Raw genomic sequence first — 13,585 nt, 5'->3', positions numbered from 1 at the left:
CTTCGGGGGCATGGCCAGTCGCCCCGCCCCCACCGCCGACGAGCTGCACACCCGCCTGGACGGTCGCCGACTGTCCGAGCTGGACGACCTGACCAAGGCCCTCGCCATGGCCGAGCTGTCGATGATCGCCTACCTCGACGGCCACGACGCCGACGAACCCGCCGAGGTCATGGGGTTCGCCGACATCGAGTTCATCGACCGCGACGGGGCCCAGGCCACGGTGTTCCTCAGCGAGCACGACCGGGTGGTCGCCTGCCGGGGGACCGAACCGCACGAGTGGAACGACGTCAAGGCCGACGCCAACGCCCTGACCGACCTGGCGGAGACCGTCGGCCGGGTGCACCGCGGCTTCAAGCGCGAGGTCGACGACCTGTGGCCGCTGGTCAAGGACCACCTCGTGGCGGACGGTCGCGACGTCTGGTTCACCGGTCACTCCCTCGGTGGTGCGATGGCGATGATCTGCGCCGGCCGCTGCGAGCTCGAGGACATCCCGATCCATCCCGTCCAGGTCATCACGTTCGGGGCACCACGCGTGGGCACCAAGCGCTACGTCAGCCATGCCGACCTCGACATCCTCCGCTGGGTCAACAACAACGACGTCGTGGCACGCGTGCCGCCGATGTGGATGGGCTACCAGCACGTCGGGAATCTGCAGTACCTCGACGCCGACGGGGTCCTGCGGAAGCTGTCACGCAAGGCCATCGCGCAGGACCGCTGGCGTGGGTTCGTCGAGGGGCTGAAGCGCGGCCGCGTCGACAACCTGCAGGACCACCTCGTCCTCGACTACGTCGCCCACATCGCGGCCAACCTCGAGCGGAGGGATGCCGGACAGCGGTCGTCGAGGCGGTCCGCGCAGGATCAGTCGGCGAAGTAGTCCAGCAGGGCGTCGTGGAGGTGCCCGTTGGAGGCCAGCGCCGACTGGGCGTGGGCGCTGGTGCCACCGTCGAGGCTGCTGAACCGGCCACCGGCCTCGGTCATGATGACCGGCAGCGGCGCCAGGTCCCAGACGGCCGCCTCGGGGTCGATCATCGCCTCGACCCTGCCGGTCGCCACGAGGGAGTAGCCGTACCCGTCGCCCCAGGTCCGCATCGTGAACGGTGAGGTTGCCGCCCGCTCGCGCAGGTGGTCGGGCCACCACTCGAACCCGCTCGTCATGACGTAGGCCCGGCTGAGGTCGGTGGTCTGGCTGACCCGTGCAGGGGCGTCCTGGTGGAAGCACCCTGCCCCGCGTCCGGCGACGGTGATCTCCTCCAGCGCCGGGGCGGCGATCAGGCCGACCAGCGGCCCGTCGGCGTCGTCACAGGCGATCAACGTCGTGAACAGCGGGACCCCGTGCACGAAGGACTTGGTGCCGTCGATGGGGTCGAGGTACCACGTGCGGCCACTGGTGCCGGGGACGTCGTCGTGCTCCTCCCCCACGATGGCGTCGTCGGGGAAGGCCGCCGTGATCCGCTGGCGAAGCAACGTCTCGGCAGCCCGGTCGGCGACGGTGACCGGCGAGTCGTCGGCCTTGTGGTCCACGGCGAGGCTGCTGTCGCGGTAGTGGCCGAGGATCACCCGACCCGCGTCACGGGCGATGTCGACTGCGAACTCCATGAGGTCCTGCACGGCGCCGACGATAGACGCCTGTCGGACAACGGGCCGCCCGTCGTGATCGCCCGACACCCGTCACCCCTGCCCGAGCCCTCAACCCCGACGCGTGTCGGGAAACCGGCCGCCCGTCGTGATCGCGCGACAACCGTCCGGGTACCTTGGCCGGCGATGCAGCCGAGCACGTTGGTCGTCCGCCCCGTCCGCCCCGAGGAGTACGTCGAGACCGGCCGCATCGTGCTGGCGGCCTACGACGCGGCCGGGCGCATCGAGGGGCCCTACCGCATCCGGATCGAGGACACCGCGGCCCGGGCTGAGGCAGGGTCGGAGGTGTGGGTGGCCGTCGACGGTGACCGCGTCCTCGGCAGCGTCACGTTCACCGATGCCGGTGACCCCAACCTCGAGGACGACACCCACGGCGACTGCGGCTTCCGCATGCTCGGCGTCGCCCCCGCCGCGCAGGGGCTCGGCGTCGGACGAACCCTGGTCCAGCGATGCATCGACACGGCGACCGAGCGTGGTCGCCGGCGGCTGTCGATCTACTCGATGATCTGGATGCCGGCGGCCCACGCGATGTACGAGCGCATGGGCTTCACGCGACGGCGCGACCGCGACGTGTTGTTCCCGGCCGGCGTCGGGTGGGCGTTCCAGCGCAACCTGGTGCCCGACGCCGACGCGTGGTTCCCACCGGAGGGACCACCCGCCGAACCGCCACCGTGGTACCTCGACGTCCTCGGCTGACCACCAACTGACCACCGGCTGACCACCGGCTGACCACACCCGTACCGGCCCCGGGAACGGGTCAGGTCGGGGGGAAGAGGATCATCAAGCAGGTCCACAGGACGTGGGCGATGATCGTCGCGCCGACCGACCTCGTGACCAGCAGCAGGCTGCCCCACACCAGGCCACCCAGTGCGGCGGCGGCGATCAGGGCCAGCTTGAGGGTCGCGACGTGGAACAGCGCGTAGCCGGCGGTGGAGACCACCACCAGCGCGAAGCCCTGACGCTTGCGGCCGAGGCCATCGGGCAGGTGGGGACGCACCCGGTCGGCCACCATGGTGGTGAAGGCCCCACGCCAGAACACCTCCTCCAGCCCCGCGGTCAGCACGCCGCCGAGCAGCAGCTGACCCCAGACCGGCAGGGTGCCGGTGCGCTGGTAGACCTCCAGCGCCGTCTCGGTGAACGCCGGCAGGACCCGGGAGGCGAGGCCGAACAGCAGGTGGCCGACGGCGAAGTGCACCAGGGCCACGACGACGGCAAGACCGGCGACCGGCCACGTCAGGGCAAACGACGGCTCGGGTTCGTCGTTGGCCCGCCGCACCCAGAAACCTGTCAGACCGGTTACCACTCCGCCGGCGACGACGACCGGGAAGAACGGCAGGCCGGTCAGGTTGAACGCAAGCCCCCAGATGACGGACAGGCCAACGAAAGCGACCGCGAGGCGGACGCCCTGCCGGTCGAGCTTCCGGACGACCTGCCGGTCGAGCTCGGGGTCGGCCCGGGGGTCGAGCTGCTGACTGCGTTCGATGGACACGATGCTCCTGTGTACCCCGAGCGCCACGGATGACACGGGGAGTGGCGGTCAGGCGCGAGCCGTCCGGGCCCCGCCGCCCGGCGACGCGGTCGACTCCGAGGCGACCAGCCGCGCCAGCCGTTGCATGGCGACGACCCCGACGACGGGGCCGGGAACGAGGATCGCGAAGGCCAGCCACCACGACGTCGCGTCACGGACGAGCGGGACCAGCCAGATGGTGACGACGGTCAGGGTGAAGCCGACTGCCAGCTGCATCGTGACGGCGGTCCCCACGTAGCGCTGGTCGGCGTGTTCGGTCACGAGGGCGGAGAACTGCGCGGAGTCCGCGACCACCCAGAAACCCCACACGAGGCCTGCCACGAGCACGATCGGCCACGGCGCCTCCACCAGCGCCCCGACGACCAGCGCCATCGTGCCGCTGATGCCCATGGCGATGGACGTCGAGGTGGTCCTCGAGAACCGGTCGCCCAGCACACCGCCGACCCAGCTGCCGATCGCCCCCATGCCGATGACCACGAAGGTGACCAGGGCTGCGCCACGGGTGTCGCCGTCCAGCACGTCGGTGAAGAAGACCGCGAACCACGCCCACATCGCGTACAGCTCGTACATGTGGCCGAAGTAGCCGATCGATGCGAGGCGCACCTTGCGGTCGGTGAAGACCAGCCCCAGCTTGGATGGGTCGAACGGGGTGGAAGGGAAGGGGAACGGCCCGTCGTCGGTGCCGAGCTCGGCCAGCAGGCCACCGGCCACCGTCAGGGTGCTGGTCACCACGATCAGCAGTCGCCAGTCGATCCCCCCGAAGGAGTTGACCAGGTGCGGCAGCGCCGAGCCGAGGGTCAGCGCCCCCACCATCACTCCGAGCGCCGTGCCCCGCTGCTGTCGGAACCACGTCGACATGGACTTCAGGCTGGGTCCGTAGACCCCCGACAACGACGCCCCGACCAGGAACCGAAGCACCAGCGCCGGGCCGAACGAGCCCGCCGCGAGCAGGCCCAGGTTGGCGGCCGCCGCCCCGATGGTGCCGAGCAGGACCAGCCGACGTGCCCGGACCAGGTCCGCGAGGTTGGTCGCGGCCGTGGCCACGGCGCCGACGACGAACCCCAGCTGCACCGCGATGGTCAGCAGCGACCCCTGCGCGGCGCTGATGCCGAGGTCCTCGCGAAGCTGCGGCAGCACGGCGGCCGCGGAGAACCACGTCGCCATGGACAGGATCATCGCCGCCGACAGCACCGTCAGGGCCCGCCAGCGTCCGGGAGGATCGGCAGCGGCCGTCGGGGCCGCCGCACCGGCGTCGAACTGGCTCGTGGCGTCGGACTGGCTCATGGCGTCCGCAACGCCGTCCGGCCGGACCTGCGGCCCGTCATGCCTTGGGCCTCGTCAGGCCCTCCTGCACGACAGAAGCGACCATCCGCCCGTCCTGGGTGAACACCTGGCCACGCGAGAACCCGCGGGCGCCCGACGCCGACGGCGACTGCATGTCGTAGAGCATCCACTCGTCGGCCCGGAAGGGACGGTGGAACCACATGGCGTGGTCGAGGGAGGCCAGCCTGATCCGGTCGGGTCCACCCGGGAACAGGCCGTGGGGCGTGATGGAGGCCCCGAGGAGCGAGACATCGCTCATGTAGGTCAGGACGCAGGCGTGCAGGTGCGGCTCGTCGGGGAAGGTGTCCAGGGATCGGATCCACGCCTGCAGCCGCCCCGACCGCTCCGCTGCGGCCTCGTTGGGCAGCTTGACGTAGCGCATGTCCATCGACGCCCATTCCGGATGTGGCGGCTGCCAGTCCACGCCGTAGCGCTTCAGCTGGTCGGGCAGGTTCTCCAGCTCGTCCGGCGAGGGCACGTCGGGCATGGCCTCGGCGTGCTCGGGCCCGTCCTCGTGCACCTGGAAGGACGCGGAGAGGTGGAAGATGGCTTTGCCCTGCTGGGTGGCCACCACGCGTCGGGTCGAGAACGACCGGCCGTCACGGATGCGGTCCACGGTGTAGATGATGTTGTGCTTGGGGGAGCCCGGACGCAGGAAGTAGGCGTGCAACGAGTGGACGCTGCGTTCCTCCTGCACGGTACGGACGGCCGCGACGAGCGACTGGGCGGCGACGTGGCCACCGAAGGTGCGCTGCACGTCGGTGTTGGGTGCGGTGCCGCGGAAGAGGTCCACGTCCAGGGTCTCGATGTCCAGCAGCTGCAGCAACGTCGACGGCGGGGTCTCCATGGGGCCAGAGTGTCGCAGGCCGTGCCATCCGCGGCAGCCCTCCCGTGCTGACCGACCCCGGCGACCGACCCGGCCGACCGGTCCCCGCCAGCCGGGCCAGGGCCGGCCGTGTCAGGGGCCAGCCGTGTCAGGGACGTGGCGACATCAAGGCGAGGGGAACGCTGATGCCCAGCCGTTCACCACGCACCGTCGCGATCCTGCGGCCGGGTTGCACGGCGTCCTTGGCTCGGCCGATGTGGTCGGGGCCGAGCAGCGCCACGGCGGCGTCGAGGTCGGCCACCGTCACGGCCAGTCCCCAGAACCGCGCCGGACGGTCGTCGGGGCGCGGGGCGGAGGGCGCCATCACCTCAAGCACCGTGCGACCGTCGGGGGTCGGCACGACGAGGAACCGCATGGCCCGGTCGAGCGTGGGGTGGGCGGCGCTGCGCGAGACCGACCAGCCCAGTCCCTCCAACGCCGCGGTCGTGCGATCCGGCGCCGGTGTGCCGATGACGAGGTGGTCCAGCACCGTGGCGGTGTTGGCGTGGGCCGGCTGTCCCGCCAGCAGGTCGTCGCCGCTGGCGGGCGGGGGGAGGACCGGCAGGCCGTCGACGTGGTCGGTCACTGGGTCCAACGACCAGCCGGTCACCCCCGCCTCGCCCTCGGCCCCGAGCACGACAGCCAGCCCGCCGAGGTGGACGACCCCGGCCGCGACGGTGAAGCCGGCCCGCTGCCAGGCCAGCGGATCGTCGGCGACGTGCACGGCGGTGAGGGTGGTCGGCTGCATACCGCGATTCTGGCATCACGATCGGCAACAATGCGCTGATGCGAGCCGCCTCCACCCTGCTGTCCGTCCTCCTCGTGGTCCTCGTGGTGGTGACCGCCACCCCCAACGAGGCGGTGACCGCCCAAGAGGGCGCGACCCGCGTGGCGCTCGCGGACTGGACCCCGCTGCCCGCCGCGGGGCAGGCCGAGGTCAGCGCCGAGGCGCAGGCCCTGCGCGCGGAGCTGCTCGGTCCCGACGCGCTGGATCCCGACACGGTCACCATGCACTGGTTCGGGGTGTCCGGGTTCGTCCTGACCTACCGAGGTCACCTGCTGCTCCTCGACGCCTGGGAGATCATCGGGGCGACCAACGACTACGCCCCCATCGGCCGCGAGGAGCTGGCGGCCCTGGAGCCCGAGGCGATCCTGATCGGACACGGCCATTTCGACCACGCCGCCGACGCCGGGTACGTCGCCGGGCGGACGGGCGCCCCGATCGTGGGCAGCGAGGAGATCTGCGACAACGCCGAGGCCGACGCGACCGCCGAGGGCAACACGATCACCTGCGTGATCACCGGCACGGCCGACACCCCCGCGCCGGGCACCGCCCAGCCGCTGCAGCTGTTCGCCGACACCGAGCCCATCACGGTGCTGCAGCACATCCACTCCGCGGCCACCCCGCCCGGCCCGGACAACCAGCCCAACCCCCAGGTGCCGGTGTTCGACCCAGCGCCCTACATCGAGCACTTCGCCGACGACCCCGAGGAGCTCGCCAGGTTCGTCGCATCACAGTCCGACCAGCAGGGCGGCACGTGGATGTACCACTTCGTCGCCGGCGACTTCACGCTGTTGTGGGGCAACTCCTCCGGGCCGATCTTCACCGACCCGGCCGTCGGCGAGGCGCTCGGTGCCTTCCCCGGCTGCGTGGACGTGATGTCCAACGCCATCCTCGGGTTCGACCAGGTCGTCTCGGGCCTGCAGGACCCCCGCCTGTACGTCGACGCGGTCCAGCCCAAGGTCTACCTGCCTCAGCACGGCGACGCGTGGGCGCCGGTGATCTCCGCCGGCCAAGCCCAGTACGTCCCGCTGTGGAAGGTCGAGAACACCGAGCTCGGCATCGGCCAGCCCGCGACCCGCTTCCTGGTCGACCCCGACGAGTACATGATCCCGGTGGCCTTCGACATCCACGACCCGCTGTGGGCCGACGAGACACCCGGCAGCGCCTGCGCGACCCAGCGGATCGATCGCCGATGGGGCTCGGAGCGCCATGCCACGGCCGTTCGGCTGTCCCAGGCCCGGTTCGCACCCGGCGCCGACGAGGTGTGGCTGGCCACCGGTGAGTCATACAGCGACGCGCTGGCAGCCGTCCCGGCCGCGGCCCTGACCGCGTCGCCGGTCCTGACCGTCCGGCCCGACAGCATCCCGGCCGTGGTGGCCGACGAGCTGCACCGGCTCCGCCCCTCCACCGTGGTGATCGTGGGCGACGAGACGGTGATCGGTACAGGGGTGGAGGAGGCCCTGGCGACCCTCGGATTCGCGGCCGACGACGTCCAACGGATCGGCAGCGGGGACGCCTACCAACGGGCGGCGGCGGTCAGCGCCGCACGCTTCGACGCCGCCGAGACGGTCGTGGTGACGTCCGGCGAACGGTTCCCCGATGCGCTGGCCGCCGGCCCCCTCGCGGCCGCCCGGCAGGCGCCGCTGCTGCTGACCGAAGCCGGCACGCTGCCCGAGGCCACGGCTGCCGAGCTCCAGCGGCTGGCCGACGGCACCGGGCTGCCCGGCGGCGACCCGCTGCAGGTGGTCATCGTCGGTGGGACCGCTGCGGTCGACGACGCAGTGGCCGACGCCATCGCGGCGATCACCGGCGGCCCGGTCACCCGCGTGGCAGGGCCCGACCGGGTCGCGACCGCGGCTGCCGTCGCCGCGCTGGAGGACTTCGACGGTGCGCCCACGGTGTACGTGGCCCGCAGCGACGACTTCCCCGACGCCGTGGTGGCCGGTGCGCCGGCATCGGTCGACGGGGCCCCGGTCCTGCTGGTCGGTCGCGATGCGGTTCCTGAGGCGACGCGGGACGCGTTGGCCGTGGCCGACGGTGCGGCCTGGGCGGTGGTGGCCGGCGGCGACGCCGTCATTGGCCCCGCGGTCCGCCAGCAGGTCAGCGACGCCCTGCCCGACTGACACGCGGCCCGACTGATCAGCCGAGCGGCCGGTTGAACCCTGCCGACGCCTCCAGCGCGAACGCCAGCTCGAGCAGGGTCCGGTCGTCCCCGTGCGCCGCCCCGAGGTGCACGCCGATCGGCAGGCCCGACCGGCTCAGCGCCATCGGCAACGACACCGCGGGGGCGCCGGAGACGTTCCAGGCCGGGGTGAAGGGCACGAACCGCTCGACCCGTTCCCGGTAGTCCTCGAACGGCAGCTCGACCGACAACCAGCCCAGCTCCGGCGGCAGGGTGCCCAGCGTGGGACCCAGCACCACGTGGTACCGCTCGGTGAACGTGGCGTAGTCGTGCCGGAAGGCCCGCAGCCGGCGGATCGCGCCGGGGAAGCGATGCAGGTTGGACCGGAAGTGCCCGGCAAGCCCTCGCGTCCACGGGTCCAGCTGCTCGGGCGCGAAGGCCCTGCCGACCTTGGCGTACCCGGTGACCGTGACGCCCTGGGCAAGCGCACCCCAGTAGAGGAGGAAGTCCTCGGCCAAGGTGGAGGGGAACGGCAGGACCACGGGCTCGACCCGGTGGCCGAGTGTCTCCAGCGCTGCGCCGGTCCGCTCGACGGCCTCGAGGACCTCGCCGTCCACCGGACCGGTGGCCGACTCGGTGATCATCGCCACACGGCGCATCGACCCGAGGCCCGGCCCGTCCACCCCGGCGATCGACGGCATCGTGGGGTTGCGGAAGGTTCGCTCGGCGGCGGCCAGGAACGCAGCGGTGTCGCGCACCGACCGGGTGACCACGCCGTGGGAGACGACCTTCACGGGAAGGCCGCGCATGTCCTCGTCCTCGACCAGCCGACCGTAGGTGGGCTTCAACCCGACCAGCCCGGCACAGGCGGCGGGGATGCGGATGGACCCACCACCGTCGACCGCGTGGGCGATCGGCAGCGCCCGTGCGGCCACCAGGGCGGCCGCCCCCGAGGAGGACCCGCCGACGGTGTGCTGGGGGTCCCACGGGTTGCGCGTCGGCGCGAAGCCCAGCCCCTCCCCCGTGGCGGTCATGCCGAACTCCGGCGCCGCGGACTTCCCCACCGCGATCAGGCCCGTGTCCACGAACTGGCGGACGGGGGCGTCGGTCCGACCCGACACGTGGCCAGCGGTCGCCCGGCTGCCGAACGACGTCGGCATGCCCGCCAGCTGGTCCAGGTCCTTGACCGCGGTCGGCACCCCGTGCAGCGGACGGTCGGTGTCGCCCGTGCGCTGGCGGCGTGCCAGGACCTCGTGGGCGCGGTTCCCGTCGAGGTGGAACAAACCGCCGATCCTCGTGTCGACCTCCGCGAGCCTTGCCAGCGCCGCGTCGAGCACCTCCGTCGCCGTGACGTCGCCGCCGGTGATCCGACGCGCGGTCCCCACGGCGTCCCAGTCCGCCATCGGCCCGTCGGCGACGACCCGGGGACGGGCATCGGGATCGGGGACGGGATCGGGAACAGCGGTGGGGACGGCGTCGCTCATGTGCCCGGGAACGCTACTCGCCGCAACCAGCAGGACTTCGGCGGGTACACGGCGAACCCCCGCCCGAGGCTGCCGCCGGACGCGCAGCCGTTCCATCGACACGAGGACCACCGTGCGCCTGCCCCGCCTGACCGCCTTCGCCATGACCATCGCCATGGCAAGCGCCCTTCCCGCCGTGGCCGATCCGATCCCCGACCCCACGGCGACAGAAGCCGACGACGCCGTCGTGATCGCTGTCGTGGACTCCGGATTCAGCCCGTACCACCTGGACTTCCGGGCCGACCTGATGCCCCAGCACCTCGACGGCGACCCGAGCAACGACCTTCCGCTGGACACCGACCCCGCGGACTGGCTGCCGGGATACGCCGATGCCGTCGGCGTTGCCAGCACCGGCGCCATCGACCTGACGTTGACCACCGACACCAGCGTGCCGATCGAGCAGCTCGAGGACGCCGACAACGCCCACGACCAGCTGCCCCAGTCCTCCGCCGGCGACGTGCACATGCGGCACATCCCGGGCACCAAGATCGTCGGGGCCCTGGACTTCGGTGGCGGCACCGATGGCTTCTTCGGCGCCAACAACTCCCACGGCAACGGGACCTCGACGGTGTCGGCGGGCACCATCCACGGCACCTGCCCCGAATGCCTCGTCGTGCTGATCCGCTACGGCGGCGACGACCGGGAGGCCGCCTCGAACTGGGCGATGAACCAGCCGTGGATCGACGTCGTCACCAACTCCTTCGGGTTCTCCACCCTGATGCGCGACCGCATCTACGACGGGTCCAACACCGACCTCCAGCGGCAGGCCTCCGAGCGGGGCCAGACCATCTTCTTCTCCGCTGGCAACGGACAGGCCAACGCCTTCGTCGCACCCAACACCACCTACCAGTCCTCCCAGGAGGGCCCGGACTGGATCATCACCGTCGGCGCCACCGACACCGACGGCCGCGAGTACACGGGCACCGGCAAGGCGGCGGACATCTCCTCCATCGGTACCGGCTACCCGGCTGGGTACGGCGGCGCCACGATCAACGGCAGCGGCAACTTCAGCGGAACCTCCAACGCCACCCCGGTCGCCGCGGGCACCTATGCCCGTGCCCTCTACGACCTGCGGACGGCCATGGCGGGCCCGTCACGTATCCAGCACGACGGTGTCATCAGCGTCGGCGACCTGTCGTGTGGCACTGCCGTCGCCGACTGCGCCGTGGCCGACAGCGAGGTGGACGCGACGGAGATGCGGTTCGGGTTCCTGCACGCCGCGAGCCAGACCGATCCGGGTCTGCGCCCGGGCCAGGTGGGCGTCACGACGCCGGCCGTCGACGAGGTGGAGTACGCCTCGGAGGGCCACGGCACGCTCTTCGGACGGCTGCCCGACAACTTCCGCTGGCTCGAGGAGGTGGCTGCAGTCGTCGAGCCGCTGACCGGCGTCCGTGCACCGCTGGACCGCCCGCAGGCCGAACACGACTGGTTCGTGGTCGACAGCTGGTGCCGCCAGGAGATCCACGGCGGCTGGGACGGCGGCTACTGGGTCGAGGGCGAAACCGAGCTGCCGACCGTGTCGGGTCCCCTCACCACCGCCATGGCGACGGCCTGTCCGACGGTCTTCGGTGCCCTCAACGCGCTCGGCACCGACGATGCGGCCGACGGTCCGGAGCAGCTCGACCGGGGCTGACCCGAGGAGCCGAACGGCCAACGACGCGCTACAACTCCTGTCCATGGCCAACGCTCCCCTCGTACCGCCGGACCTCGACGAGATCCGGCGGCTGCTCCGACCCCAGATCTCCTCGATCCCGCAGATCCTCGCTGACTGGCCCCGTGGCGAGGGGCCGCTGGCCGACGTGCCGTTGCTGGACCCCGGCATGCTCAGCCCTCGGGTCTTCGAGGAGCTGGCCGGCACCGTCCGCGTCGCCTCGGCCACCGAGTCGTTGGTGACCGTGGCGGGACTGCTGGAGATCCCGACGGGCGGCCTGCTGGTCACCGCCATGGTGCTGTGTCCGGCGGACCTGTCCTCTCCCCCTGACGTCGAGGGCAGCCGCCGGACCCTGGCTGAGGAGGGCGCCCGGTCCGAGCAGGTGCTGGTGGAGGTGGCTGCCCTGCTGAGCCCGGTCGAGGACGGCAAGGGCCCCGCGGCGGGCGTCGGCATCGTCCGACCCCTGGTGATGGCCGACCCGGCGGCGTTCCCCCACCCCGAGGACCCGACCGCCTACGGCGTGGAGCTGCGCGAGACCGCGCGCACGGCCGTGGAGGAGGACGTCGAGGTCGTCAGCGACCTCGGCGGACGCCCCATGGACCCCCTCCCCGTGGACCTCGCCCGCATCTGGAGCCCCATCTTCTCGGTGGCCAGGGCCGCGACCGCCGGGCTTGCTGCGCGGGGCGCAGGCGGGACGGAACGCGACGAGACCGGCTCGGGCGACTAGGCTGCGCCTCACCCGGCCCCCCGCTCTGCACAGGGGCCGGGACGCGACCACCCCTCGGGGAGCACAACCGATGCCATCGATCGACCAGGACCGCCGCCTCGAGCAGCCGGTCGCACGCTGCATGTCCGAGACGTTCATCACCCTGCCGGCGTCCTCGACGTTGTGCGAGGCGGCCAAGGCCATGCGCGACCGCCACATCGGGTTGCTGCTGCTGACCGACGGCGACGAGCTGGTCGGCGTCTTCTCCGAGCGCGACCTCGTGCGGTCCCTGGCCGACGGCGACCGACCCGACGAGGTCCACCTGGCCGACCGTGCCCGCGGCGACATCATCACCGTCAACGCCTCCGCCAGCCTCCAGGACGGCATCAACGCCATGGCCAAGCGCGGCATCCGCCACCTCGTGGTGGTCGGTGACGACGACGGTCAGCCGGTGGGGGTCCTGAGCGCCCGCGACGTGCTCAGCGAGATCGCGGTCGTCTGACCGACCGGCAGGCCTGCCCCCTCGCGGGCTGCGCGCTGCAGCGCCCGGCCATCGCGTGACAGGACCGCACCGGCGGCACCGACGACGACCACGAGGCCACCCGCCACGTGCACCCAGCCGAGCGGTTCACCCAGCACCAGCAGGGCCAGCACCCCCGACAGCGCAGGCTGGGCCAGCCGCATGACCGGCGGGATGTTGGCCGGCACCCAGCGCAGCGGCCAGGTCATCACGAAGTGGCCGAGGGCCCCGGGACCGGCCGCGACACCGAAGGCGAGCAGCAGGTCGGCCCGGGTTGCGCTGCCGACGTCGACCCCCGTCAGCGCCACGAAGACGCCGACCAGCAGCACGCCGACGGTCATCACCCCGGCGAGGAACGGCATCACGTCGACGTGTTCGCGTCCCCGTTTGGAGGACAGGAAGAACCCGGCGAAGCAGACGACGTTGGCGATGGCCATGGCCATGCCGAGGGGGTTGCCCGTCGGACCGGAGGCCTGCACGGCCAGCCACGCGCCCCCACCGATGGCCAGCGCGGACCAGGCGAAGAACCTGGGGCCTGGCCGTTCACGGAACAACCACCAGGCACCCAGCGCCGTGGCGACGGGGGCAAGGGCGTTCATCAGCGAGACGTCGACGACGCTGGTCAGCTTCACGGCGGTCATGAACAGCAGCTGGTGCACGCCGAAGCACACCCCCGCGATGACGGTCCAGCGACGGCCCTCCCGGCCGGGCAGCACCGACGCGTGTCGTCGTCGCGCGCCGACGGCGGCCAGCGACGTCAGCAGCACCGCGCCGATCAGCAGCCGCCAGAAGGAGAACGCGGGGCCCGACAACGACGAGGCCTGCAGCATGATCGGGCCGGTCGAGTACAGCACGACGCCGCTGGCGACGAGCACCAGCGGGAACCGCTGCGCGAAGCCCGCGACGCGGTCGTTGGACACGACAGGTC

At 72.1% G+C, this 13,585-nt stretch carries 13 protein-coding genes; 6 read left to right on the top strand and 7 right to left on the bottom strand.

Annotation, left to right across the window (positions count from 1 at the left end; all coding sequences use genetic code 11):
• Positions 1–10 precede the first annotated feature (10 nt).
• On the top strand, positions 11–874 hold the full coding sequence (locus tag DVS28_RS06515) for a lipase family protein (RefSeq protein ID WP_114590740.1): 864 nt from the start codon (positions 11–13) through the stop codon (positions 872–874).
• On the opposite strand, the gene DVS28_RS06510 is transcribed toward DVS28_RS06515, so the two are convergent.
• Positions 859–1,608, bottom strand: coding sequence for an inositol monophosphatase family protein (locus tag DVS28_RS06510; RefSeq protein WP_216826441.1), 750 nt, complete (start codon positions 1,606–1,608; stop codon positions 859–861). The genes DVS28_RS06515 and DVS28_RS06510 overlap by 16 nt on opposite strands.
• Positions 1,609–1,761: 153 nt before the next feature.
• Between DVS28_RS06510 and DVS28_RS06505 the strand changes: the two genes are divergently transcribed.
• Positions 1,762–2,331 carry a GNAT family N-acetyltransferase gene (locus DVS28_RS06505; RefSeq protein WP_114590739.1) on the top strand — a complete coding sequence of 190 codons (570 nt, stop codon included), beginning with the start codon at positions 1,762–1,764 and terminating at the stop codon, positions 2,329–2,331.
• Positions 2,332–2,392: 61 nt separating this feature from the next.
• On the opposite strand, the gene DVS28_RS06500 is transcribed toward DVS28_RS06505, so the two are convergent.
• The 4 genes from DVS28_RS06500 to DVS28_RS06485 form a co-directional block, all read right to left on the bottom strand.
• Entirely contained in the window at positions 2,393–3,124 is a 732-nt protein-coding gene (locus tag DVS28_RS06500; protein ID WP_164710016.1) for a CPBP family intramembrane glutamic endopeptidase, read from the bottom strand.
• 48 nt (positions 3,125–3,172) lie between these two features.
• Positions 3,173–4,447: an MFS transporter gene (locus DVS28_RS06495; RefSeq protein ID WP_114590737.1), complete on the bottom strand. Its 1,275-nt coding sequence runs from the start codon at positions 4,445–4,447 to the stop codon at positions 3,173–3,175.
• A 37-nt stretch (positions 4,448–4,484) separates the two neighbouring features.
• Positions 4,485–5,333 carry an acyl-CoA thioesterase gene (locus tag DVS28_RS06490; RefSeq protein ID WP_114590736.1) on the bottom strand — a complete coding sequence of 283 codons (849 nt, stop codon included), beginning with the start codon at positions 5,331–5,333 and terminating at the stop codon, positions 4,485–4,487.
• A 127-nt stretch (positions 5,334–5,460) separates the two neighbouring features.
• Positions 5,461–6,099: a VOC family protein gene (locus tag DVS28_RS06485; protein ID WP_114590735.1), complete on the bottom strand. Its 639-nt coding sequence runs from the start codon at positions 6,097–6,099 to the stop codon at positions 5,461–5,463.
• Between the two features lie 38 nt (positions 6,100–6,137).
• On the opposite strand from DVS28_RS06485, the gene DVS28_RS06480 reads away from it, so the two are divergent.
• Entirely contained in the window at positions 6,138–8,258 is a 2,121-nt protein-coding gene (locus DVS28_RS06480) for a cell wall-binding repeat-containing protein (RefSeq protein WP_114590734.1), read from the top strand.
• A 16-nt stretch (positions 8,259–8,274) separates the two neighbouring features.
• Here the strand turns inward: DVS28_RS06480 and DVS28_RS06475 are convergent, their stop codons facing one another.
• Positions 8,275–9,741: an amidase gene (locus DVS28_RS06475; protein WP_216826440.1), complete on the bottom strand. Its 1,467-nt coding sequence runs from the start codon at positions 9,739–9,741 to the stop codon at positions 8,275–8,277.
• A gap of 112 nt (positions 9,742–9,853) precedes the next feature.
• Between DVS28_RS06475 and DVS28_RS06470 the strand changes: the two genes are divergently transcribed.
• The 3 genes from DVS28_RS06470 to DVS28_RS06460 all read left to right on the top strand — a co-directional run bounded on the left by DVS28_RS06470 (position 9,854) and on the right by DVS28_RS06460 (position 12,639).
• Complete coding sequence (locus DVS28_RS06470) at positions 9,854–11,413, top strand: S8/S53 family peptidase (RefSeq protein ID WP_164710015.1); 1,560 nt, start codon at positions 9,854–9,856, stop codon at positions 11,411–11,413.
• Between the two features lie 43 nt (positions 11,414–11,456).
• Positions 11,457–12,158, top strand: coding sequence for a hypothetical protein (locus DVS28_RS06465; RefSeq protein WP_114590732.1), 702 nt, complete (start codon positions 11,457–11,459; stop codon positions 12,156–12,158).
• Between the two features lie 70 nt (positions 12,159–12,228).
• Complete coding sequence (locus tag DVS28_RS06460; RefSeq protein WP_108664375.1) at positions 12,229–12,639, top strand: CBS domain-containing protein; 411 nt, start codon at positions 12,229–12,231, stop codon at positions 12,637–12,639.
• Here the strand turns inward: DVS28_RS06460 and DVS28_RS06455 are convergent.
• Complete coding sequence (locus DVS28_RS06455; RefSeq protein WP_164710014.1) at positions 12,582–13,577, bottom strand: DMT family transporter; 996 nt, start codon at positions 13,575–13,577, stop codon at positions 12,582–12,584. The genes DVS28_RS06460 and DVS28_RS06455 overlap by 58 nt on opposite strands.
• Positions 13,578–13,585: the final 8 nt, after the last annotated feature.

It is taken from the genome of Euzebya pacifica (genome assembly GCF_003344865.1).
GTDB lineage: Bacteria > Actinomycetota > Nitriliruptoria > Euzebyales > Euzebyaceae > Euzebya > Euzebya pacifica.
The sequence above is the reverse complement of the archived record's forward strand: the minus strand, read 5'-3'. Positions and strand labels throughout refer to the sequence as shown.

What these genes read in the sequence shown, in the direction of transcription:
- DVS28_RS06475 (WP_216826440.1), bottom strand. Translation starts at nt 9,741, where the DNA reads ATGAGCGACGCCGTCCCCACCGCTGTTCCCGATCCCGTCCCCGATCCC.
- DVS28_RS06505 (WP_114590739.1), top strand. Translation starts at nt 1,762, where the DNA reads ATGCAGCCGAGCACGTTGGTCGTCCGCCCCGTCCGCCCCGAGGAGTAC.
- DVS28_RS06480 (WP_114590734.1), top strand. Translation starts at nt 6,138, where the DNA reads ATGCGAGCCGCCTCCACCCTGCTGTCCGTCCTCCTCGTGGTCCTCGTG.
- DVS28_RS06485 (WP_114590735.1), bottom strand. Translation starts at nt 6,099, where the DNA reads ATGCAGCCGACCACCCTCACCGCCGTGCACGTCGCCGACGATCCGCTG.
- DVS28_RS06490 (WP_114590736.1), bottom strand. Translation starts at nt 5,333, where the DNA reads ATGGAGACCCCGCCGTCGACGTTGCTGCAGCTGCTGGACATCGAGACC.
- DVS28_RS06460 (WP_108664375.1), top strand. Translation starts at nt 12,229, where the DNA reads ATGCCATCGATCGACCAGGACCGCCGCCTCGAGCAGCCGGTCGCACGC.
- DVS28_RS06495 (WP_114590737.1), bottom strand. Translation starts at nt 4,447, where the DNA reads ATGAGCCAGTCCGACGCCACGAGCCAGTTCGACGCCGGTGCGGCGGCC.
- DVS28_RS06465 (WP_114590732.1), top strand. Translation starts at nt 11,457, where the DNA reads ATGGCCAACGCTCCCCTCGTACCGCCGGACCTCGACGAGATCCGGCGG.
- DVS28_RS06515 (WP_114590740.1), top strand. Translation starts at nt 11, where the DNA reads ATGGCCAGTCGCCCCGCCCCCACCGCCGACGAGCTGCACACCCGCCTG.